The organism is Streptomyces sp. Inha503 (assembly GCF_047215865.1).
Classification (GTDB): domain Bacteria; phylum Actinomycetota; class Actinomycetes; order Streptomycetales; family Streptomycetaceae; genus Streptomyces; species Streptomyces lycopersici.
Window position 1 is genome coordinate 9,340,700 of sequence record NZ_CP178360.1, and the last position, 22,818, is coordinate 9,363,517.

A 22,818-nucleotide genomic window follows, 5' to 3' on the forward strand; every position below is an offset into this window, starting at 1 on the left:
AAAGGCAGTTCATGTCCACTCCCGAGCAGAACAAGGCCGTCCTCGAGCGCTACTACGAGGAGTGCCTCAACAAGGGCAATCTCGACGTCATCTACGAGGGCGCCACCGAGGACCACATCAGCCACGGCACCGCCGCCAACGGCAAGGAGGGCGTGGAGCACCTGAAGGAGTGGGTGCGGCTCCAGCGCGCCTCCTTCCCCGACCTCCACGTCACCGTGGACGACTGGATCCTGGAGGGGAACAAGGTCGTCAGCCGTTTCACCGCGCGCGGCACCCACACCGGCGACGACTACGCGGGCCTCATCCCGGCGCAGGGCCGCAAGCTGGAGATCCCCGGCATCGTCATCGACGAGTTCAACGACGAGGGCAAGATCGTGGAGAGCTGGTTCTCCATGGACTCCTACGACCTCGCCACCCAGCTCGGGGCGTTCGACGCGCCCCCCGCGTGACCGGCCATGAGCCGGCCCCGGGCTCCGGGGCCGGCATCCCGGTCCTCATCACCGGCTGCTCCTCCGGAATCGGCCGCGCGTGCGCGCTGCGGCTGCACCGGGCCGGGCACGCCGTGTACGCCACCGCGCGGCGGCCCGAGACGCTGGCGGAGCTCGCGGGCTCAGGCATCCGCACCATGGCGCTCGACGTCACCGACGAGGAGTCCATGGCCACCGCCGTCGCCAAGGTCGAGGCGGAGCACGGCGCGGTGGGGGCGCTGGTCAACAGCGCGGGCTACGCCATGTCGGGCTGTATCGAGGAGGCCTCCCTGGCCGAGGTGCGCGAGCAGTTCGAGACCAATGTGTACGGCCTGGTCCGGCTCAGCCAGTTGGTGCTGCCCGCGATGCGCGCCCACGGCGGCGGCACCATCGTCAACGTCTCCTCCATCTTCGGCCGTTACGCCGTCCCCGGCTCGGGCTTCTACAACGCCACCAAGCACGCCGTGGAGGGCTTAAGCGACTCGCTGCGGAACGAGGTGGCCGACTTCGGGGTGCGGGTCGTCCTCGTCGAGCCTGGCCCGGTGCGCACCACCCGCTTCGGCGCCACCTACGTGGCCAATCTGCGGCCGGTGAGCCGGACGTACGAGGCCTTCCGCCGGGAGAGCGCCGAGTACTTCGAGGCGATCTACACCGGCAGCCGCCGGACCCTGGCGGGCACCTTCGCGATCCAGTCGGACGATGTGGCCCGCCGGGTGGCGAAGGTGGTGGCCAAGGGCGCCCGCGGCTCCCGGCCGCGCGCCCGCTACCCCGTCGGACTCCTCGCCCACAGCACCATCGCCCTGCGGCGCCTCACCTCCGACGTCCTTTTCGACCATCTCTTCGTGCGCCGCCTGTTTCCGGTGCCCCGCGGGCCGCGGCCGCGAAAGCAAGGAGACCACCGATGACCACAGCGACCTCCGCGCCGCGTATCGCACCCGGCCCCAAGGGCGCCCCGCTGCTGGGCAGTCTGGGCCCCTGGAAGCGGAACACCGCCGAATTCCTGCTCGGACTCCAGCGCGACCACGGCGAGATCGTCCGGATGCGGCTCGGCCCGTTCCTGGTGCACCAGGTGACCGAGCCCGAGGCGGTGCGCCGGGTGCTGGTGGAGAACAACGGCAACTACGTCCGCGGCCCGCTCTACGAGCAGTTCGGCGTCGTCATGGGCAAGGGGCTGCTCACCACCGACGGCGAGTTCTGGCGCGCTCACCGGCGGGCGGTGCAGCCGGTCTTCCTCAAGAACGCCATCACCGACATCATCCCCAACATCATCCGGGCCACCGAGGAGATGCTGGAGACCTGGGAGCGCAAGGCCGCCGCCGGTGAGCCGGTCGACCTGATGACCGACATGCTGCGGCTGACCCTGGTCACCCTCTCCCGCTCGCTGTTCGCCTACGACATCAAGCCGGACTCGGCCCTGCTGAAGACGATCGTGGACGATGTGGTGGAGGTGATGTTCCGCCGCGGCACCGCCACCGAGATGCTGCCCTCCTGGGTGCCGACGGACCGTCAGCGCAAGATCCTCAGGATCCACCGGGTCTTCGACCGCATCGTGGCCGATGTGCGCCGGAGTTACGCGGAGACGGGGGAGGGGCCGCTGATCGCGCTGATGGAGCGGGCCACCGACCCGGCCACCGGTGAGCCCTGGACCGATCAGCAGATCAAGGACGAACTGCTCACGGTCTATCTGGCCGGCCATGAGACCACCGCCGTCTCCCTGTGCTGGACGCTGCTTTCGGTCGCCGCCCACCCCGGCGTCCAGGAGGAGCTGGACGCCGAGATCGGCACGGTGCTCGGCGGCGGGCTGCCGGACGCGGCGAGCGCCGAGGCGCTGACGTACACCAAGATGGTCGTCGACGAGAGCCTGCGGATGCACCCGCCCATCTGGATCTTCCCCCGGGCGGCGGTCGAGGCGGACACCCTCGGCGGCTACGGCATCGAGCCGGGCTCCTCGATCCTGCTGTCCCCGCTGGTTTCCCACCACAATCCGCGCCACTGGGACAATCCGCTGGCCTTCGACCCGTACCGGTTCACCCCGCAGGCCATCAAGGAGCGGCCGCGGATGGCGTATCTGCCGTTCGGCTCGGGGCCCCGGCAGTGCGTCGGCAACTTCATGGCGCTGCTGGAGCTGCGCATCATCGTGGCCATGGTGAACCAGCGCTTCCGGATCAGCCGGATCCCGGGAACCGAACTGCGGTACGGCTCACCGGTGATCTCGCTGCGGCCGCTCGAGGACGTGATGGTGACGGTGACTCCGCGCGAGCGAACCACCGCCGCGCCGCGCCCGACCCGTCGGACCGCTTCCGCCACCCCCGCCGCCTGTCCCCATCACCCGTAGGCCGGAGGGCGGAAGCGGAATCGGAGTTCCGGGCCGGGACCACCCCGTCGCCTTTCCCGATTTCGCCCGCGCGCCCCGGCCCGGGAAACCCGGCGCACCGTCAGAAGCAGCGGTTCGTGGCGGTAGATCATTATCCCCGGGACGTGGGCGCTTTTCGGGGAAAACGCGTCCCGTGGCGATGCGGACGAGAATGCGGAAGACGTACGGCGGGACGCGGAGGACGAGGCCCGGGCCGACCGCGCGGCAGCGCACCGGCGCCGGGGCGACGCCCTCCGGCGGGCCGCGGAAACCGTCCCCGGGGCCGGGTCGGAAATCCACCGCGCCGACCGGTCGGTTTTCTTGACGCTCCTGGTGGAAGGGGTGGGACGGACCCTTTCCCCGGGTGCGCCGGGACGGGCGAGAACTTCATTTCACGATCGCTACGGGCGTTTACTCCCAGGTGGCGCCCAGTGTGGCCGTCCAACGTCCCCCGTCCGCTCCCCGGAGCACTCGCGCACAATGCCTCCGAATAAATGTCCGGCGTATGTACGGACGCTCCCCCCGCCCCCGGGTGACCCGGATGGTGGTCGCTGAGCCATCCGGCGGGGCAACTCCGCGGATCTGTGGCAGGGTCAGGGGGCTGGCAGTTGAACCAGAGGCACTGTCGCCGCCGCTGTTCACTAAACGGAGGCGCTGTATCGTGTGCGTGTACGCCGGGTTGTCGAGCGGCGCAGCATCAGGGAGGGGGACGCGTGTCGCCAGGGGAAGCGCACGTCGCACCGTACTCACGGCGCGAGCGGCTGCGCATCGCGACCATCCGTGAAATCAAGGACGTCGCCCGGACGCTCCTGGTTCAGGAGGGCCCGGAGAACGTGACCATCCGGGCCATCGCCCGTGAGATGGGCATGACCGCGCCGGCCGTCTACCGCTACTTCAGTAGCCGGGATGCGCTGATCCTTCAGCTGCGTGTGGACATTTTCGAGGAGATGGCCCGCTTCATGCGGGGGGTCCTCGGTCAGCACCCCGAGGAGGAGCCGGGCCGCCGGTGGATCAGCGGCGCCCGCGCGCTGCGCGTCTGGGCGATCAAGCACCCCCATGAGTTCGGGCTGATCCTCGGCCCCTGGGCCCCGGGGCTCGGCCGCGAGGAGACCAAGCCGGAGCGCCATATGAGCTGGGTCTTCGGCTCCGTGTACTCCGATCTGGTCGCCGACCTGTGGCGGGTGCGGGGCTTCCCCGCCCCCGAGGTCGAGGAGCTCGACCCCGGTCTCGCGCAGACCCTCACCGCGCTCAGCGAGGACCAGGACGTCGACATGCCCCCCGGAGCCATCGCCGTGATGCTCCGCTGCTGGGTGCGGCTGTACGGGGTGATCTCCATGGAGGCGCTCGGCCATATGTCCTTCGCGCTCTCCGAGGGCCAGCACTTCTTCGAGTTCGAGCTCCGCGACCTGTGCCGGGTGCTGGACATCTCGGAGTTCTACGAAGAGGTCGTCTGAGGTCATCCGAAGGCCCCCGGACACCGGCCCGGGGGCGTCCGCCGGTCACCCGCCCGGCGCCCCGTCGAAGGTCACATCGGGGTATCGCTCCGTACATGTGTACACCGAGAGGCGTAAGCTGTGGCAATGCCCGTCCGGATCATGCCGGAGCCGGGCCCTTGTCGCCTGTTCGGGGGCTGGGGGCCGGGGCCCGTTGACAAGGCGGAGCGGCGTGTCCGGATCGTGCGGACCCTGGTAACCGGTGTAGAACGGGGGATGTGACGGCATTGGCTACACGGCCCATCTCCAGCGCTCCCGAGGGGCCCGGTCGCCGGGACCCACGTGGCGTCCTGGGTCTCGCCCGTACGCCTGGCTGTCCACGGTGACCGTCGAGGACGAGCGCAGCGGGTCCCATACCACGTCGAGCAGCCGGAGCGGCGGGCAGGAAGCCGCTCGCGCCGTGCTCGACAAGGCCGCTCACGAGAACTTCCCGGTGGCCCCCTTCTTCCTCCCCCGCGCCTGGCGCACCGATCTGATGGCCGTCTACGGCTACGCCCGGCTGGTCGACGACATCGGCGACGGCGATCTGGCCCCCGGCGGCGCCGACGCCGAACTGCTCGGCCTCGACCGCGGCCGGGCGGACGACGCGCTCGCGATGCTGGACGCGTTCGAGGCCGACCTCCGCCGGGTCTTCCGGCCCGCCGCGGAGCCGCGCCATCCGCTGCTGCGGGCCCTGCGCCCCACCGTCCACCGCCATGGGCTCGGCCAAGAGCCCTTCCTGGGGCTGATCGAGGCCAACCGCCAGGATCAGCGGATCCGGCGGTACGACACCTACCAGGACCTCCTCGACTACTGCGAGCTGTCCGCCAATCCGGTCGGACGGCTCGTCCTCGGCATCACCGGCACCGCGAGCCCCGAGCGGATCCGCCACTCGGACGCCATCTGCACCGCCCTCCAGATCATCGAGCACCTTCAGGACGTGGCCGAGGACCTGCGCAGGGACCGCGTCTACCTGCCCGCCGAGGACATGAAACGCTTCGGCGTGACCGAGGCCGACCTCGCCGCCCCCAGGGGCGGCGTACGGTTGCGCGCGCTGGTCGCGAAGGAGGCGGAACGCGCCGCTGCCCTGCTGAATGAAGGCACCCCCCTGGTGGGTAGCGTCCACGGCAGGCTCAAGGTGCTGCTCGCCGGATTCGTGGCCGGGGGGCGGGCCGCCTTGCGGGCGGTCGCGGCCGCGGGACATGACGTACTCCCTGGACCGCCCAGGCCCACCAAGCTCAGCCTGCTGCGCGAGGTGGGGGCGACACTGCGAAGAGAGGGGTGAGCCGGACCGTGAAGGGATCTCCGCACGCGTCCGCGCCAGTGCTCGCGGCGTACCGCTACTGCGAGGCCGTAACCGGCCACCAGGCCCGCAACTTCGCCTACGGCATCAGGCTGCTGCCGACGGAGAAGCGCCATGCGATGTCGGCCCTGTACGCCTTCTCCCGCCGGGTCGACGACATCGGCGACGGCCCCCTCGACCCGGAGGCCAAGCGCGCCCGGCTGGCGGACACCCGCGCCCTGCTGGACCGGATGCGGGGCGGCGGCATCGAGGAGGACGACACCGACCCCGTAGCCGTCGCCCTCGCCCATGCCGCACACCGCTTCCCGATCCCGCTGGACGCGCTGGACGAGCTGATCGACGGCGTGCTGATGGACGTGGCCGGGCAGACCTACGAGACCTGGGACGACCTCAAGGTCTACTGCCGCTGTGTGGCGGGCGCCATCGGACGGCTGTCGCTCGGCGTCTTCGGGACCGCCCCCGGCACCGGCCACAGCGAGGACGAGCTCGAGCGCGCCCCGGCCTACGCCGACACCCTCGGGCTCGCCCTCCAGCTGACCAACATCCTGCGCGACGTCCGCGAGGACGCCGCCACCGGGCGCACCTATCTGCCCGCCGACGACCTGGCCAAATTCGGCTGCACCGACGCGTTCCGCGGCTCCACCGCACCGCCGGACGCCGACTTCACCGGCCTCGTCCACTTCGAGGTGCGGCGGGCCAGGGCCCTGTTCGCCGAGGGCTTCCGGCTGCTGCCGCTGCTGGACCGGCGCAGCGGCGCGTGCGTGTCCGCCATGGCGGGCATCTACCGCAGGCTGCTGGACCGGATCGCCAAGGACCCCGCGGCCGTCCTGCGCGGCCGCGTCTCGCTGCCCGCCCATGAGAAGGCGTATGTGGCGGTGCGCGGGCTGGCCGGTCTCGACGCCCGCGCCGTCGAGCGCCGCTCCACCGGGAGGCCGGTGTGACCCACTCGACCCTGGACCCCGCCCCGGCCGCCGGACGACGCCCCGCCGGGCGGAGCGCCCTGGTGATCGGCGGCGGGCTCGCCGGTACGACGGCCGCGCTCGCGCTGGCCGACGCCGGGCTGCGGGTCACCCTGGTCGAGGGCCGCCCGCGCCTGGGCGGCCTCGCCTTCTCCTTCCACCGCTCCTCCCCGGCGGGTGTGCTCAGCGTCGACAACGGCCAGCATGTGCACTTGCGCTGCTGCACCGCCTACCAGTGGTTCCTGGAGCGCGTCGGCGCCGCCCGACTCGCCCCGCTCCAGGGCCGGTTGGACGTTCCCGTCCTCGACGCCCGGGGGCGCGAAGGGCGGCGGCTCGGCCGGCTGCGCCGCACCGCCCTGCCGGTGCCCCTCCATCTGTCCGCGAGCCTGGCCACCTACCCCCATCTCTCCCTCGCCGAGCGCGCCCAGGTGGGCCGCGCAGCGCTCGCCCTGGGGCGGCTGGACCCCGAGGACCCGGAGCTGGACGGGGTGGACTTCGCCGGCTGGCTGCACCGCCACGGCCAGTCGCCGCGCGCCGTCGAGGCGCTGTGGGACCTGGTCGGCGTGGCCACGCTCAACGCCACCGCGCCCAATGTCTCGCTGGGCCTGGCCGCGATGGTCTTCAAGACCGGGCTGCTCTCCCGGCCCGGCGCCGCCGACATCGGCTGGGCCCGCGCCCCGCTCGGCGAGCTGCACCACACCCACGCCCACCGCGCCCTGGACGCGGCGGGCGTGACCACCGACCTGCGCACCCGGGTGACGGCCGTCACCCGCACCCCCGAGGGCCGCTGGAGCGCGGCCACCGCCGGGCGGCCGGGGGAGGAGCCGCGGGCCGAGGCGGACGTGCTCGTCCTGGCCGTACCCCAGCGCGAGGCACACGCCCTGCTGCCCGACGGCGCCCTGAAGGACCCCGGCCGGCTGCTGCGCATCGGCACCGCGCCCATCCTCAATCTGCATGTGATCTACGACCGCACGGTGCTGCGCCGCCCCTTCTTCGCCGCGATCGGCTCCCCCGTCCAGTGGGTCTTCGACCGTACGGACGCCTCGGGGCTGAGGGACGCGCCCGGGGCGGGGGACAGCCAGTACCTGGCGGTGTCGCAGTCCGCCGCGTACGACGACGTCGACCGCCCGGTGGCCGAGCTGCGCGCCCGCTATCTGCCCGAGCTGGAGCGGCTGCTTCCGGTCACCCGCGGGGCGCGGGTGCGCGACTTCTTCGTCACCCGGGAGCGCACCGCCACCTTCGCCCCCGTCCCCGGCGTCGGCCTCCTCAGACCCTCAGCCCCGACCGACGCGCCCGGCCTCTACCTGGCCGGTGCGTGGACCGCCACCGGCTGGCCCGCGACCATGGAGGGCGCCGTGCGCAGCGGTCTGTCCGCCGCCCGCGCGGCCCTCACCGACCTAGGCCGCCCGCATGTGAACCCGCTCCCCGCCCCGGGCGGGGGGACGCCCGAGGAGGCGGCATGAGCACCACCACCAAGAACAGAGGAGAGACCGTGACCCCGGCGACCCCAGGTGTCGACACCGCAGGCGTCATGGCGCTGCTGGACCGCGGCCGTACGCTCGCCACGCCGGTGCTGCGCGCCGCCGTGGACCGGCTGGCCCCGCCCATGAACACCGTCGCCGCGTACCACTTCGGCTGGATCGACGCCGAGGGCAACCCGGCCGAGGGCGGCGGCGGCAAGGCCGTCCGCCCCGCGCTCGCCCTGCTGTCCGCCGAGGCGGCGGGCGCCGCCCCCGAGGCCGGGGTGCCCGGCGCGGTCGCGGTCGAGCTGGTGCACAACTTCTCACTGCTCCACGACGACCTCATGGACGGGGACGAGCAGCGCCGCCACCGCGACACCGTCTGGAAGGTGCACGGCCCGGCCCAGGCCATCCTGGTCGGCGACGCCCTGTTCGCGCTGGCCAACGAGATACTGCTGGAGCTCGGCACCGCCGAGGCCGGGCGGGCCACCCGCCGGCTCACCGCCGCCACCCGGAAGCTGATCGACGGCCAGGCCCAGGACATCTCCTACGAGCACCGCGAGCGGGTCACCGTCGAGGAGTGCCTGGAGATGGAGGGCAACAAGACCGGCGCCCTGCTCGCCTGCGCCGCCTCCATCGGCGCCGTGCTCGGCGGCGCCGACGACCGCACCGCCGACACCCTGGAGGCCTACGGCTACCACCTGGGCCTCGCCTTCCAGGCCGTGGACGACCTGCTCGGCATCTGGGGCGACCCGGAGGCGACCGGCAAGCGGACCTGGAGCGATCTGCGCCAGCGCAAGAAGTCCCTCCCCGTGGTCGCCGCGCTCGACGCCGGCGGCCCCGACTCCGAGCGGCTCGCCCAGATCCTCGCGGCCGACGCGCACAAGCCGGAGGAGGAGTTCGCCGACTTCTCGGAGGAAGAATTCGCCGTCCGCGCCGCGTTGATCGAGCAAGCAGGTGGCCGGGACTGGACCTCCCAGGAGGCCCGCAGACAGCATGCGACCGCCATGGAGGCGCTGGGCTCGGTGGACATGCCCGCCGAGATCCGGGCGCGGTTCGTGGCGCTCGCCGACTTCGTCGTCGTACGAGAGAGATGATCGCCATGGACCGCTAGTTCGCAGTCGCCGGCCGGCACCCAGCCGGGGTGCCGGCCGACGGAAGCCCCAAAGACGGCAGATGAGCACACTGCGAGGGGAAGCCATGACAGCGACACCGACCGTCCAACCCTCCGAGTCATCCGAGTCCAAGACCTTGAGTGTCGCCCGTGAGGCGACGGGCCGCGCCGTGGACCACCTGCTCTCCCGCCAGGACGAGCGGGGCTGGTGGAAGGGCGACCTGGAAACCAACGTCACCATGGACGCCGAGGATCTGATGCTCCGCCAGTTCCTCGGCGTCCAGGACCCCGACACCCTCGACGCCGCGGCCCGCTATCTCCGCTCCCAGCAGGCCACCGACGGCACCTGGGCCACCTTCCACGGCGGTCCGCCCGAGCTCTCCGCCACCATCGAGGCGTATGTCGCCCTGCGGCTGGCCGGTGACGAGCCCGACGCGCCCCATATGGCCGCCGCCTCCGCCTGGGTGCGCTCCCGGGGCGGGATCGCGAGCAGTCGGGTGTTCACCCGGATCTGGCTGGCCCTCTTCGGCTGGTGGCGCTGGGAGGATCTGCCCGAGCTGCCACCGGAGATCATCTACTTCCCGAAGTGGCTTCCGCTCAACATCTACGACTTCGGCTGCTGGGCCCGGCAGACCATCGTGCCGCTCACCATCGTCTCGGCCAAACGCCCCGTACGCCCGGCGCCCTTCCCCCTCGACGAGCTCCACACCGACCCCCGCAGGCCCAATCCGCCGCGCCCGCTCGCCCCCGTCGCCTCCTGGGACGGCGCCTTCCAGCGGCTGGACCGGGCGCTGCACGCCTACCACAAGGTCGCCTTCCGCCCGCTGCGCCGGGCCGCGCTGCGCTCCTGCGCCCGCTGGATCGTGGAGCGGCAGGAGAACGACGGCTGCTGGGGCGGCATCCAGCCACCCGCCGTCTACTCCGTCATCGCCCTCCATCTGCTCGGCTACGACCTCGACCACCCCGTGATGCGCGCCGGTCTGGAGTCGCTGGACCGGTTCGCGGTGTGGCGCGAGGACGGCAGCCGGATGATCGAGGCCTGTCAGTCCCCGGTCTGGGACACCTGCCTGGCCGCCATCGCGCTCGCCGACGCCGGTCTCGCCCCGGACCACCCCGCGCTGGTCAAGGCCGCCGACTGGATGCTGACCGAGCAGATCGACCGGCCCGGCGACTGGTCGGTCCGGCGGCCCGGGCTACCCTCCGGTGGCTGGGCGTTCGAATTCCACAACGACAACTACCCCGACATCGACGACACCGCCGAGGTCATCCTGGCGCTGCGCCGGGTCGACCACCCCGAGCCCGAGCGGATCGAGGCGGCCGTGCGGCGCGCCATGCGCTGGACCCTGGGCATGCAGTCCAAGAACGGGGCATGGGGCGCGTTCGACGTCGACAACACCAGCCCGCTCCCCAACAAGCTGCCGTTCTGCGACTTCGGCGAGGTCATCGACCCGCCGTCGGCCGATGTCACCGCGCATGTCGTGGAGATGCTGGCGCACGAGGGGCGGACGTACGACGCCCGCACCCGGCGCGGTATCTCCTGGCTGCTGTCCGAGCAGGAGCCGAGCGGCGCCTGGTTCGGCCGCTGGGGCACCAACTACGTCTATGGCACCGGCTCCGTCGTCCCCGCGCTGATCGCCGCCGGCGTCCCCGCCTCCCATCCGGCGGTCCGCCGGGCCGTCCGCTGGCTGGAGAGCGTCCAGAACGAGGACGGCGGCTGGGGCGAGGACCAGCGCTCCTACCTCGACGCCGAGTGGATGGGCCGGGGCGCCTCCACCGCCTCGCAGACGGCGTGGGCGCTGCTCGCGCTGCTGGCGGCGGGGGAGCGGGACGGCGAGGCCGTAGAGCGCGGCGTCACCTGGCTCGCCGGGACCCAGCGGCCGGACGGCTCCTGGGACGAGCCGTACTTCACCGGCACCGGCTTCCCCTGGGACTTCTCCATCAACTACCACCTGTACCGGCAGGTCTTCCCGGTGACGGCACTGGGCCGGTACGTCCACGGCGAGCCCACCGGGGCGCGACCGCGGAGCAGTTGATGTCCGCCGATCCGGCCGCGGAGGCCGGTGGTGCGGCGCTGCTGATCGCCTGTGCGCTCGGCATCGAGCGGTTCGCCCTGCGCGGCGCCGACCCCGGCGCCGCCGGGGCGGTGACCGTGCTGCGCACGGGCATGGGGCCGCAGTCGGCCGAGCGCGCCGTGACCCGGGCGCTCACCGGAACGTCCGGTGAGCCAGGTGGACCCGGAGGGCGGCCCACCGCCGTCATCGCCACCGGCTTCTGCGCCGGACTGGCCCCCGGAACGCATCCGGGGGACATCGTTGTCGCCGACGAGACCCGCGATCCGGCGGGCCGCACCCCGTGCACCGGCACCCGGATCCTCGCCGACGCCCTGTCCCATCCCCTCCCCGGCGGTCCCCGCCGGGCCGTCCATATCGGTCCGGTCGTGGGGTCGGACCACGTGGTGCGTGGCGCGGAGCGGGCCGCGCTGCACAGCACCGGCGCCATCGCGGTGGACATGGAGTCCGCCGCGACCCTGCGCACCGCCGTCGGCCACGGCGTCCGTGCGGTTGCGGCCGTCCGGGTGGTCGTGGACGCTCCTGAACATGAACTCGTCCGTATCGGCACGCTACGCGGTGGAATATCGGCTTTCCGGGTTCTTCGGACCGTTCTTCCCGCTTTCTTTCACTGGCACCGTTCCTCGCTGCTCCCAGGAGGTGAGCTAGATGGCCATGCCTCTCCGCCAGACCATCCGGGTCGCGACGTATCTCTTTGAACAGAAGATGATCAAGCGGCGGGACAAGTTCCCGTTGATCGTCGAGCTCGAGCCGCTGTTCGCGTGCAATCTCAAGTGCGAGGGCTGCGGGAAGATCCAGCATCCGGCCGGGGTGCTCAAGCAGCGGATGCCGGTCGCCCAGGCGGTGGGCGCGGTGCTGGAGTCGGGTGCCCCGATGGTGTCCATCGCGGGCGGCGAACCCCTGATGCACCCGCAGATCGACGAGATCGCACGGCAGCTGGTGGCGCGGAAGAAGTACGTCTTCCTGTGCACCAACGCGATGCTGTTGCGGAAGAAGATGCATCTGTTCAAGCCGTCCCCGTACTTCGCCTTCGCGGTGCACATCGACGGGCTGCGGGAGCGGCATGACGAATCGGTGGCGAAGGAGGGGGTGTTCGACGAGGCGGTGGAGGCCATCAAGGAGGCCAAGCGGCGCGGCTTCCGGGTCACCACCAATTCCACGTTCTTCAATACCGACACCCCGCAGACCGTCATCGACGTGCTCGACTTCCTCAATGACGAGCTCGAGGTGGACGAGATGATGATCTCGCCCGCCTACGCGTACGAGAAGGCGCCCGACCAGGAGCACTTCCTGGGCGTCGAACAGACTCGGGAGCTGTTCCGCAAGGCGTTCGCCGGGGGCAACCGGCGCCGCTGGCGGCTCAACCACAGCCCGCTCTTCCTCGACTTCCTCGAGGGCAAGACGGACTTCCCGTGCACCGCCTGGGGCATCCCCAACTACTCCCTCTTCGGCTGGCAGCGCCCCTGCTATCTGATGAGCGACGGCTATGTCCCGACCTACCGCCAGCTGGTGGAGGAGACCGACTGGGACGCCTACGGCCGCGGCAAGGATCCGCGCTGCGACAACTGCATGGCCCACTGCGGCTATGAACCCACCGCGGTCCTGGCGACCATGGGCTCCCTGAAGGAGTCGCTGCGCGCCGCCCGGGAGACCGCCGCCGGAAGCAATGGGTGACGGGATGAGTACGGCGGAATCAGATGGGGCGGGTGCGGCCGAACCGGTCGCACTCGGCCTGCCCGCGGTGCCGGGCAGGCCTCTCGCACCGCGCCGGGTCTCACGCCGCCTCCAGGTGGGATCGGTGGCCGTGGGTGGTGACGCGCCGGTTTCGGTGCAGTCGATGACGACGACGGTGACGGCGGACATCGGTGCGACGTTGCAGCAGATCGCGGAGTTGACGGCGTCGGGGTGTCAGATCGTGCGGGTGGCGTGTCCGTCGCAGGATGACGCGGATGCGTTGCCGGTGATCGCGAAGAAGTCGCAGATCCCGGTGATCGCCGATATTCACTTTCAGCCGAAGTATGTGTTCGCGGCGATTGATGCCGGGTGTGCGGCGGTGCGGGTGAATCCGGGGAACATCCGGCAGTTCGACGACAAGGTCAGGGAGATCGCGAAGGCGGCGTCCGGGGCGGGTGTGCCGATTCGTATCGGGGTGAACGCGGGGTCGCTGGACAAGCGGTTGCTGGAGAAGTACGGCAAGGCCACGCCGGAGGCGTTGGTGGAGTCGGCGTTGTGGGAGTGTTCGCTGTTCGAGGAGCACGGGTTCCGGGACATCAAGATCTCGGTGAAGCACAACGATCCGGTGGTGATGGTGAACGCGTACCGGCAGTTGGCGGCTGCGTGTGACTATCCGCTGCATTTGGGTGTGACGGAGGCGGGTCCGGCGTTCCAGGGGACGATCAAGTCGGCGGTGGCGTTCGGTGCGCTGCTGAGTGAGGGGATCGGGGACACGATCCGGGTGTCGTTGTCGGCGCCTCCGGCGGAGGAGGTGAAGGTCGGGATTCAGATTCTGGAGTCGTTGAATCTGCGGCAGCGGCGGTTGGAGATCGTCTCGTGTCCGTCGTGCGGTCGGGCGCAGGTGGATGTGTACAAGCTCGCGGACCAGGTCACGGCCGGTCTCGAGGGCATGGAGGTGCCGCTGCGGGTGGCGGTCATGGGGTGTGTGGTGAACGGTCCGGGTGAGGCGCGGGAAGCGGATCTGGGGGTGGCGTCAGGCAATGGCAAGGGGCAGATCTTCGTCAAGGGTGAGGTCATCAAGACCGTGCCGGAGTCGAAGATCGTGGAGACCCTGATCGAGGAGGCCATGAACATCGCGCGGCGCATGGAGGACGAGGGGGTCCCGTCGGGTACCCCGGACGTCACCGTGAGCTGATACACCGAGGAGGGGAACCGACCGTGCCGTTGCTGGAGAACATCCGGGGCCCGCACGACCTCAAGGCGCTGACCGGAGAGGAACTGGCCGCGCTCGCCCAGGAGATCAGGGAGTTCCTGATCGAGGCGGTGGCCAGGACCGGGGGCCATCTGGGACCGAACCTCGGCGTGGTCGAGCTGTCCATAGCCCTGCACCGCGTCTTCGACTCGCCCGCCGATCGCATCCTGTGGGACACCGGCCACCAGTCCTACGTCCACAAACTGCTCACCGGCCGCCAGGACTTCTCCAAGCTCCGCCACAAGGGCGGGCTGTCCGGCTATCCGTCACGGGCCGAGTCCGAGCACGACATCATCGAGAACAGCCATGCCTCCACCGTGCTGGGCTGGGCCGACGGCCTCGCCAAGGCCAATGAGGTGCGCGGCCGCACCGACCATGTGGTGGCGGTCATCGGGGACGGGGCGCTGACCGGCGGGATGGCCTGGGAGGCGCTCAACAACATCGCCGCCGCCCGGGACCGGCCGCTGGTCATCGTCGTCAACGACAACGAGCGCTCCTACTCGCCGACCATCGGCGGGCTCGCCAACCACCTCGCCACCCTGCGCACCACCGACGGCTACGAGCGCTTCCTGGCCTGGGGCAAGGACGTGCTCCAGCGCACCCCCGTGGTCGGCCAGCCGCTGTACGAGTCGCTGCACGGCGCCAAGAAGGGGTTCAAGGACGCCTTCGCGCCGCAGGGCATGTTCGAGGACCTGGGGCTGAAGTACGTCGGCCCCATCGACGGCCATGACACCGAGGCGGTCGAGTCGGCCCTGCGCCGCGCCAAGCGGTTCCACGGCCCGGTCCTCGTCCACTGCCTCACCGAGAAGGGGCGGGGCTACCCGCCCGCGCTGGAGGACGAGGCGGACCACTTCCACACCGTGGCCGCGATGGACCCGCTCACCTGCGCGCCGTTGGCGCCCTCCGGAGGCCGCTCATGGACCTCGGTGTTCGGCGAGGAGATGGTGCGGATCGGTGCCGAGCGGCCCGATGTGGTCGCCCTCACCGCCGCGATGCTGCACCCCGTGGGCCTCGCCGGCTTCGCCGAGACGTATCCCGAGCGGGTGTGGGACGTGGGCATCGCCGAGCAGCACGCGGCGGTCTCGGCGGCCGGGCTCGCCACCGGCGGACTCCACCCGGTCCTCGCCGTCTACGCCACCTTCCTCAACCGCGCCTTCGACCAGCTGCTGATGGATGTCGCGCTGCACAAGTGCGGTGTGACGTTCGTCCTGGACCGGGCCGGAGTCACCGGTACCGACGGCCCGAGCCACAACGGCATGTGGGACATGTCCGTCCTCCAGGTGGTGCCGGGGCTGCGGATCGCCGCCCCGCGCGACGCCGACCAGCTCCGTGCCCAGCTGCGCGAGGCGGTCGACGTGGACGACGCGCCGACCGTCATCCGCTTCCCCAAGGAGTCGGTGGGGGAGCCGATCCCGGCGATCGACCGGGTGGGCGGGATGGACGTCCTGCGCCGGGGCGAGGACGTCCTCCTCGTGGCGGCCGGGGTGATGGCGCCCGTCGCGCTGCGCGCCGCCGAGCTGCTGGCCGGGCGCGGCATCGGCTGCACGGTGGTGGATCCGCGCTGGGTCAAGCCCGTCGACCCCGAGCTGCCCGGGCTCGCGGCGCGCCACCGGCTGGTGGCGGTCGTGGAGGACAATGTGCGCACCGGCGGGGTGGGCGCGGCGGTCGCCCAGACGCTGCGGGACGCCGAAGTCGACCTGCCGGTGCGGACGTTCGGCATCCCCGAGGCGTTCCTGGCGCATGCCAAGCGCGGTGAGGTGCTCGCCGACATCGGGCTCACCCCCGCCGAGATCGCGGGCCGGATCGGGGCGGCCCTGACCCGTGTCGAGGCGGCCCGCCCGGAGCGGGCGGGCGCCCTCGCCGAGGCCCGTACCGCCGCCGGGGCCCGTACCGCCGCCAAGGAGAGCCAGGCATGACAGCAGCCGAGCAGCAGCAGCGGCGTTCGGGTTTCGACCTCGGGAAGCTGCTGGCCGAGCGCGCCTCGGAGCGGTACGACCTGCACACCCGGCACCTCAACCACCAGCTGCCCCGGATGCTGCGCACCATCGGGTTCGACAAGGTCTACGAGCGGGCCGAGGGCGCGTACTTCTGGGACGACGAGGGCCAGGACTACCTCGATATGCTCGCCGGTTTCGGGGTGATGGGCCTGGGCCGCCACCACCCCGTGGTCCGCAAGGCGCTGCACGACGTCCTGGACGCCGACCTGGCCGATCTGACCCGCTTCGACTGCCAGCCGCTGCCCGGTCTGCTGGCCGAGCGGCTGCTGACCCACGCCCCCCATCTGGACCGGGTCTTCTTCGGCAACAGCGGCACCGAGGCCGTCGAGACGGCCCTGAAGTTCGCCCGCTACGCCACCCGCAAGCCGCGCGTCCTGTACTGCGCCCACGCCTTCCACGGGCTGACCACCGGCTCGCTGTCGGTCAACGGTGAGGACGGCTTCCGCAAGGGCTTCGCCCCGCTGCTGCCCGACACCCCGATCGAGATGGGCGACCTCGACGCGCTGGAACGGGAGCTGGCGCGCGGGGACGTGGCGGGGTTCGTGGTGGAGCCCATCCAGGGCAAGGGGGTGCACGAGACCCCGCCCGGCTTCCTGCGCGCCGCGCAGGAGCTGCTCCACCGCCACAAGGCCCTGCTCATCGCGGACGAGGTGCAGACCGGCCTCGGCCGCACCGGGGACTTCTTCGCCTACGCCCACGAGGACGGCGTCGAACCGGATCTGGTGTGCGTGGCCAAGGCCCTCTCCGGCGGCTATGTGCCGGTCGGCGCGACCCTCGGCAAGGACTGGATCTTCAAAAAGGTCTATTCGTCGATGGACCGGGTGCTGGTCCACTCCGCCAGCTTCGGCTCCAACGCCCAGGCCATGGCGGCCGGGCTCGCGGTCCTCGCCGTCATGGAGGACGAGGAGGTCGTGGCCAACGCCCGCCGCACCGGTGAGCTGCTGCGCGACCGCCTCGCCGCGCTGGTGGACCGCTACGAGCTGCTGCACGACGTCCGCGGCCGGGGGCTGATGATCGGCATCGAGTTCGGCAGACCCAGCTCACTGGGGCTGCGCAGCCGGTGGGCGATGCTCCAGGCGGCGCGCAAGGGGCTGTTCGCGCAGATGGTCGTCGTCCCGCTGCTGCGGCGCCACCGCATCCTCACCCAGGTGTCCGGCGACCATCTGGAGGTCATTAAGCTGATCCCGCCGCTGATCATCGGCGAGCGGGAAGTGGACCGTTTCGTCGAGGCGTTCACAGCGGTCATGGACGACGCACACGACGGCGGCGGCCTGATCTGGGACTTCGGCCGGACGCTCGTCAAACAGGCGGTGGCCAACCGCTGACCGATGGGGGACCCCGCATGATCGACGCGACCGCCGTAGAGGCCGTGAACACGCTGACGGCGCGGTGGGCGCGGGCGGTGGTGGCGGACGAGGGCACGGCCTTCGCCGCCAGCGGGGTCTGGCCGCTGCTCGCCCTGCTCGCGGGCGGTGCCGACGGCCCGGCCCGGCAGGAGCTGGAGGGCGCGCTGGGCGTCGGCGCGGACGGCGCGACGGCGCTCGGCGGACAGACGCTCGGGGCGCTGGACGCCATGGACGGAGTCCACGCGGCCACCGGGCTGTGGACCCGTCAGGACCTGCCGATCCGGCCCGAGTGGGAGGCCGGGCTGCCCCCGGGCGTACGGTCCACGCTGACCGGGGACGCCGAGCGCGACCGCAAGGAGCTGGACGGCTGGGCGTCCCGGCGCACCCGGGGTGCGATCGCCGACATGCCGGTGCCGCTCACCCCCGACACCCGGCTGGTGCTTGCCGGGGCGCTCACGGTGGAGACGGCATGGCTCCAGCCGTTCCAGCCGGGCTGGCTGAGGCCGGCGAGCGGCCCCTGGCGGGACCGGTCACTGGCCGGACTCACCCGGTCCACGGACGACCTCGACGGGGTGCTGCGGGTCGTCCCCGACACCCCGGCCGGTCCGCTCACCCTGTCCGGGGTCGCGGGCGGCAACGGGCTCGATGTGCATCTGGTCCTCGGCGCCGAGGACGCCCCGGGCGGCGAGGTGCTGGAGGCCGGGATCGGCGCGGTGGCCGGGCGTTACGCGGGATGGCCCGGCTCGGTGCTGCCGCCGGGCGAGGCCGGGCCCGGGGTCCGGGTGAGGGAGGTCCCGAGCTGGGACACCACGCCCCGGGCGACGCTCACCACCCCGCAGTTCACCGTGACGGCGCGGCACGATCTGCTGCGCCGGGCCGAGCTGTTCGGGCTGCGTACCGCCCAGGACACCGCGCGCGGCCACTTTCCGGGGATCAGCCCCGCCGCGCTGGCGCTGTCCTCGGCGGAGCAGTCCATGACCGCCTCGTTCAGCGCCGAGGGCTTCCTCGCGGCGGCGGTGACCGCGTTCTCCATGGCGCCCGGTTCGGCGCCGCCGCAGCGCACGGCGAAGCTGATCAGCGTGCGGTACGAGCGGCCGTTCGGCTTCCTGGCCGTGCACCGCGCCACCGGTCTGGTGCTGACGGCGGGCTGGGTCACCGAGCCGGAGGCCGGCTCCGACACCATGTGGTGAGGCCCGTGACCCCGGCGGGGCGGTGTCCGGTGGGCCACGAGGCGGAGCCGTATATCGATACGTCCCCTCCCCGCCCCTTCCCGCGGCATCGATATGCGGCTCCGCCGCGTGGGCCCGCCGCAGGCCCGCGCGTCAGCCGGTGAGCAGCCGCTCCCGGAGCCGGTCGCGCTGCTCGGGGGCGAGGCCGAGTCCCTCGGCGAGATAGCGCTCGGTGCCGCCCCAGGTCTCCTCGATGGTTGTGAAGGCCGCCGCCAGATATTCGGCGCGCGCGTCGAACAGCGGCAGCAGCAGCGCCATCACCTCGGGCGACATGGGGTCGGAGCCGTCCCCCGGAGCGCCCTTGCGCCAGATCTTGTAGCGCCGGTGGGCGGCGGCCGACTCGAGGTAGTCGGCCTCGATGGCCTCCTGGGGGACGCCGAGGGCCAGCAGGGTCACCGCGATGGACAGCCCGGCCCGGTCCTTGCCCGCCGAACAGTGCATCAGCACCGGAGAGCTGTCCTCGGCCATGTCACGGAGGATCCGGCCGTGCTCGACGAGCCGGTTGGTGATGATGGAGCGGTAGGAGCCGATCATGCGCTGCTCGGCCCGGCCCTCGGAGAGCAGCTCGCGCAGGGTCTTCAGATCGCCCTCGCGCACCATCCTCCAGAACCCGGCGCCGTCGGCCGGGTCGGACAGCGGCAGATTGACGTTGCGGACCCCGCGGAGCGTGACGTCCGGGCCCTCCAGCTTGATGTCGGCGGCGTTGCGGAAGTCGAAGACGGTGTGCAGTCCGAGCGAGTCGAGGTAGGCCGTGTCCGCCTCGGTGGCATGCGCGAGATGGCCGCTGCGGAACAGCACTCCGGGCCGTACGCGGCGGCCCTCGGCAGCCGGCAGTCCACCGAGATCACGGAAATTGCGTACCCCCACCAGTCGGCTTTCGGCCTGGGGGACCTGCGGCGACTGCGACTGCTGCGTCACGGGCTCTCCTTCACCATCGGCCGCCGACGCGGCTCGTCGACGAGGCGGCTGAAGCTGACCATACGACATGCGTGCAGCGGGCAATCGGTCTCGTGAGGGTGCGGGCATTGCCGCACCGCCCGCCCTCCCCGATCATGTTGATACCTGTGGAGAATTGGGGAGTGCGATGATCGAAACCGGTGGAAGCGGTCGGCTCTGGGTTCTCTCGGGGCGGCACAGCAGCTACGCCCTGCACCTCACCGACCGTGATGAGCTGCTCCATCTCCACTGGGGGCCGAGGATCGCGGTCGAGGACGCCGAGGCCCTCGCCGCCGAGCCGGGGCCGCCGGACTGGCCGTTCGAATCACCGCTGGACGGGCGGGAGGAGTACCCCGTGGAGGGCGGCCCGCGCTTCGTCCGCCCCGCCCTGTCCGTACACGCCGGGGGCGTACGCGGCACCGAGTGGCGCTTCGACGGCGGCACCGTCCTCGACCCCGGCGCCGGTGAGGAGCTGCGGCTGGGCTTCCACGATCCGCTGCACCACCTCGACATCACCCTCCACTACCGGATGCGGGACGACGGGGATGTCATCGAGCGCTGGACCACCCTCGCCCATACCGGCACCGCCGGGCGGGAGCCGGTGGAGCTGCTGCGCGCCGACTCCGCCGCCTGGTCGCTCCCGGCGCGCGACCGCTGGCGGCTGTCCCATCTGCACGGCCGCTGGGCCGCCGAGAGCCGGCTCGCCCGCACCGAGCTCACCCCCGGTGAGAAGGTGATCGGCAGCCGCCGTGGCCACACCAGCCATCACCATCTGCCCTGGATCGCCCTGGACGGCGGGGCCGCCACCGAGGAGAGCGGCGAGGTGCACAGCTGCGCGCTCGCCTGGTCCGGGGCCTGGCGGATCGCCGTCCAGCTGCTGAGCGACGGCGCCGTCCAGGCGGTGGGCGGGGTCGGCCACGACGACGCGGGCCAGCTGCTCCTCGCGCCCGGCGAGTCCTTCACCACGCCCGTCTTCGCGGGGCTGTGGACCGACGGCGGCTTCGGGGCCGCGAGCCGCGCCTGGCACGCCTGGCAGCTCGCGCATGTGGTCCCCGGCGCCGACCGGTCCCGGCCGGTGCTCTACAACTCCTGGGAGGCCACCGAGTTCGCGGTGAGCGAGGAGCAGCAGCGCTCGCTCGCGCGGCTGGCCGCCGACATGGGCGTCGAGCTGTTCGTCGTGGACGACGGCTGGTTCGGGGCGCGCACCAGCGACCGGGCCGGGCTCGGCGACTGGACGCCCAACCCGGACCGCTTTCCGCATGGGCTGAAGCCCCTGGCCGACGAGGTGCACGCGCTCGGGATGGAGTTCGGCATCTGGGTCGAGCCGGAGATGGTCAACCCCGACAGCGACCTCTACCGCGCCCACCCCGACTGGGTGCAGCACCACCCCGGCCGGGCCCGCACCGAGTTCCGCAACCAGCTCGTGCTCAACCTCGCCCGCCCCGAGGTGCGCGCCCATCTGTGGGAGCGGCTGGACACCCTGCTGAGCGGCGCGCCCATCGACTATGTGAAATGGGACTTCAACCGCTCCTTCGCGGACCCGGGCTGGCCCGGCGACCCCTATCCGCGGCGGCTGTGGATCGACCATGTACGCGGGCTCTACGAGCTGCTGGAGCGGCTGCGCGCCGCCCACCCCGGGGTCGCCTTCGAGTCCTGCTCGGGCGGCGGCGGCCGGATCGACCTCGGCGTCCTGGGCCGCACCGACCAGGTGTGGACCTCGGACAACACCGATCCGCTGGACCGGCTGGCCATTCAGCACGGCTTCGGTCAGCTCCACCCGGCCCGGGTGATGGCCGCCTGGGTCACCGACAGCCCCAACGCCATGGGCAACGCCCGGGTCAGCTCGCTGCGCTTCCGCTTCGTCAGCGCGATGGCCGGGGTGCTGGGCGTCGGCGGCGATCTGACCCGCTGGAGCGAGGCCGAACTCGCCGAGGCCCGTGACTGGGTGGCGCTCTACAAGCGGGTGCGCCCGGTCGTCCAGCACGGTGAGCTGTACCGGCTGCGGCCGCCGGAGGGCGACGGGCTCAGCGCGGTGCAGTACGTCCGGGGCGCGGAGACCGTGGTGCTGGCCTGGCTCCAGGCGCAGCACCACGGCCGGGCGCAGCCTCCGCTGCGGCTGCGCGGACTCGACCCGGCGGCCGGCTACCGGGACCTGGAGACCGGGGAGGTGCACCGGGGAGCGGTGCTCGCCCACCGGGGCCTGCGCACCGGGCTGAGCGGCGACCTGGACGCCGCCGTATTCCACCTTCGCCGAAACTGACCGGGTGGGATAGATCACCCCACGTCAAGCCCTGGTTACGATGGCGTAAGTCACGCCATCGGGTGAATGATGTCCCGACGTGGCAGACGATAAGGAGAGATTCAGCAACGGTTCCATCGGGTCGTACGCAGCCGTCGGGGACAGCTTCACCGAGGGCGTCGGCGACCCTGGTCCTGACGGGGTGTTCGTCGGCTGGGCCGACCGGCTCGCCGTCCTGCTGTCCGACCAACGACCCCACGACGATTTCCGCTACGCCAATCTGGCCATACGCGGTCGACTCCTTGACCAGATCGTGGCCGAGCAGGTGGCCCGCGCCATCGAACTCGGCCCCGATCTCGTCACCTTCTGTGCGGGTGGCAATGACATCCTGCGCCCCGGCAGCGACCCCGACGATGTGGCCGAGCGCTATGAGGCTGCCGTCGCCGACCTCCGGGCGCGGGTGGGCACGGTGCTGCTGTGCACCGGCTTCGACACCAGAGGGGTGCCGGTGCTGCGCCATCTGCGGGGCAAGATCGCCACGTATACGGCGCATGTGCGGGCGATCGCCGACCGCCACGGCTGCCCGGTGCTCGACCTGTGGTCGCTGCGCTCGGTGCAGGACCGCCGGGCCTGGGACGCCGACCGGCTGCATCTGTCGCCGGACGGGCACACCCGGGTCGCGCTGAGGGCGGGTCAGGTGCTCGGTCTGGACGTCCCGGCCGACCCCGATCAGCCCTGGCCCCCGGAGGGGCAGCGCACCGCGGCCGAGGTGCGCCGGGACAACATCCACTGGGCGCGCGAGTATCTGGTGCCCTGGATCGGCCGACGGCTGCGCGGGGAGTCGTCGGGTGACCATGTGGAGCCCAAGCGGCCCGATCTGCTGCCGCTGCGGCCCTGAACCGCCGCTGCGGCCCTGACGATCCGTGACCCGAAGCGGTCCCGGAGGAA

Annotated in this window: 18 protein-coding genes; 17 read left to right on the top strand and 1 reads right to left on the bottom strand. The window is 71.9% G+C overall.

Features of this window, described 5'->3' with window-relative positions; all coding sequences use genetic code 11:
• The first annotated feature begins 11 nt into the window (after nt 1–11).
• From ACJX2R_RS39595 to ACJX2R_RS39665, 15 genes are all read left to right on the top strand, one after another.
• The gene (locus ACJX2R_RS39595) at nt 12–449 is read left to right on the top strand and encodes an ester cyclase (RefSeq protein WP_162001940.1); all 438 of its coding nucleotides are present in this window, start codon (nt 12–14) and stop codon (nt 447–449) included.
• Nucleotides 446–1,372, top strand: a complete 927-nt coding sequence (locus tag ACJX2R_RS39600; RefSeq protein WP_413104014.1) for an SDR family NAD(P)-dependent oxidoreductase — start codon at nt 446–448, stop codon at nt 1,370–1,372. Before ACJX2R_RS39595 ends, ACJX2R_RS39600 begins: the two co-directional genes overlap by 4 nt.
• Nucleotides 1,369–2,802, top strand: a complete 1,434-nt coding sequence (locus ACJX2R_RS39605) for a cytochrome P450 (RefSeq protein WP_413104015.1) — start codon at nt 1,369–1,371, stop codon at nt 2,800–2,802. Before ACJX2R_RS39600 ends, ACJX2R_RS39605 begins: the two co-directional genes overlap by 4 nt.
• A gap of 731 nt (nt 2,803–3,533) precedes the next feature.
• A complete protein-coding gene (locus ACJX2R_RS39610; RefSeq protein WP_210950552.1) occupies nt 3,534–4,274 on the top strand; it encodes a TetR/AcrR family transcriptional regulator in 741 nt (246 codons plus the stop codon).
• 439 nt (nt 4,275–4,713) lie between these two features.
• Nucleotides 4,714–5,577, top strand: coding sequence for a squalene synthase HpnC (gene hpnC, locus ACJX2R_RS39615; RefSeq protein ID WP_262706151.1), 864 nt, complete (start codon nt 4,714–4,716; stop codon nt 5,575–5,577).
• Nucleotides 5,574–6,536 (top strand): presqualene diphosphate synthase HpnD, encoded by a 963-nt coding sequence (gene hpnD / locus ACJX2R_RS39620; RefSeq protein ID WP_413104016.1) that lies wholly within the window; start codon nt 5,574–5,576, stop codon nt 6,534–6,536. Before hpnC ends, hpnD begins: the two co-directional genes overlap by 4 nt.
• Nucleotides 6,533–8,017: a hydroxysqualene dehydroxylase HpnE gene (gene hpnE, locus ACJX2R_RS39625; protein WP_413104017.1), complete on the top strand. Its 1,485-nt coding sequence runs from the start codon at nt 6,533–6,535 to the stop codon at nt 8,015–8,017. Before hpnD ends, hpnE begins: the two co-directional genes overlap by 4 nt.
• Entirely contained in the window at nt 8,014–9,111 is a 1,098-nt protein-coding gene (locus ACJX2R_RS39630; RefSeq protein WP_262706147.1) for a polyprenyl synthetase family protein, read from the top strand. Before hpnE ends, ACJX2R_RS39630 begins: the two co-directional genes overlap by 4 nt.
• A gap of 103 nt (nt 9,112–9,214) precedes the next feature.
• Nucleotides 9,215–11,161: a squalene--hopene cyclase gene (gene shc / locus ACJX2R_RS39635; protein ID WP_262706148.1), complete on the top strand. Its 1,947-nt coding sequence runs from the start codon at nt 9,215–9,217 to the stop codon at nt 11,159–11,161.
• Complete coding sequence (locus ACJX2R_RS39640; protein ID WP_262706149.1) at nt 11,161–11,895, top strand: 1-hydroxy-2-methyl-2-butenyl 4-diphosphate reductase; 735 nt, start codon at nt 11,161–11,163, stop codon at nt 11,893–11,895. Before shc ends, ACJX2R_RS39640 begins: the two co-directional genes overlap by 1 nt.
• Complete coding sequence (gene hpnH, locus ACJX2R_RS39645) at nt 11,846–12,871, top strand: adenosyl-hopene transferase HpnH (RefSeq protein ID WP_262706150.1); 1,026 nt, start codon at nt 11,846–11,848, stop codon at nt 12,869–12,871. Before ACJX2R_RS39640 ends, hpnH begins: the two co-directional genes overlap by 50 nt.
• Before the next feature lie 4 nt (nt 12,872–12,875).
• Nucleotides 12,876–14,066 (top strand): flavodoxin-dependent (E)-4-hydroxy-3-methylbut-2-enyl-diphosphate synthase, encoded by a 1,191-nt coding sequence (gene ispG / locus ACJX2R_RS39650; protein WP_413104018.1) that lies wholly within the window; start codon nt 12,876–12,878, stop codon nt 14,064–14,066.
• Between the two features lie 23 nt (nt 14,067–14,089).
• Nucleotides 14,090–16,039 (top strand): 1-deoxy-D-xylulose-5-phosphate synthase, encoded by a 1,950-nt coding sequence (gene dxs / locus ACJX2R_RS39655; RefSeq protein ID WP_413104019.1) that lies wholly within the window; start codon nt 14,090–14,092, stop codon nt 16,037–16,039.
• The gene (locus ACJX2R_RS39660) at nt 16,036–17,445 is read left to right on the top strand and encodes an aspartate aminotransferase family protein (protein ID WP_413104020.1); all 1,410 of its coding nucleotides are present in this window, start codon (nt 16,036–16,038) and stop codon (nt 17,443–17,445) included. Before dxs ends, ACJX2R_RS39660 begins: the two co-directional genes overlap by 4 nt.
• Before the next feature lie 17 nt (nt 17,446–17,462).
• Entirely contained in the window at nt 17,463–18,656 is a 1,194-nt protein-coding gene (locus tag ACJX2R_RS39665; protein WP_413104021.1) for a serpin family protein, read from the top strand.
• 132 nt (nt 18,657–18,788) lie between these two features.
• Here the strand turns inward: ACJX2R_RS39665 and ACJX2R_RS39670 are convergent, their stop codons facing one another.
• Nucleotides 18,789–19,613 (bottom strand): tyrosine-protein phosphatase, encoded by an 825-nt coding sequence (locus tag ACJX2R_RS39670; RefSeq protein ID WP_413104022.1) that lies wholly within the window; start codon nt 19,611–19,613, stop codon nt 18,789–18,791.
• Nucleotides 19,614–19,779: 166 nt separating this feature from the next.
• Between ACJX2R_RS39670 and ACJX2R_RS39675 the strand changes: the two genes are divergently transcribed.
• Both ACJX2R_RS39675 and ACJX2R_RS39680 read left to right on the top strand, forming a co-directional pair.
• Nucleotides 19,780–21,891, top strand: a complete 2,112-nt coding sequence (locus tag ACJX2R_RS39675; protein ID WP_413104023.1) for an alpha-galactosidase — start codon at nt 19,780–19,782, stop codon at nt 21,889–21,891.
• 79 nt (nt 21,892–21,970) lie between these two features.
• Entirely contained in the window at nt 21,971–22,768 is a 798-nt protein-coding gene (locus ACJX2R_RS39680) for an SGNH/GDSL hydrolase family protein (RefSeq protein ID WP_262700828.1), read from the top strand.
• Nucleotides 22,769–22,818 lie beyond the last annotated feature (50 nt).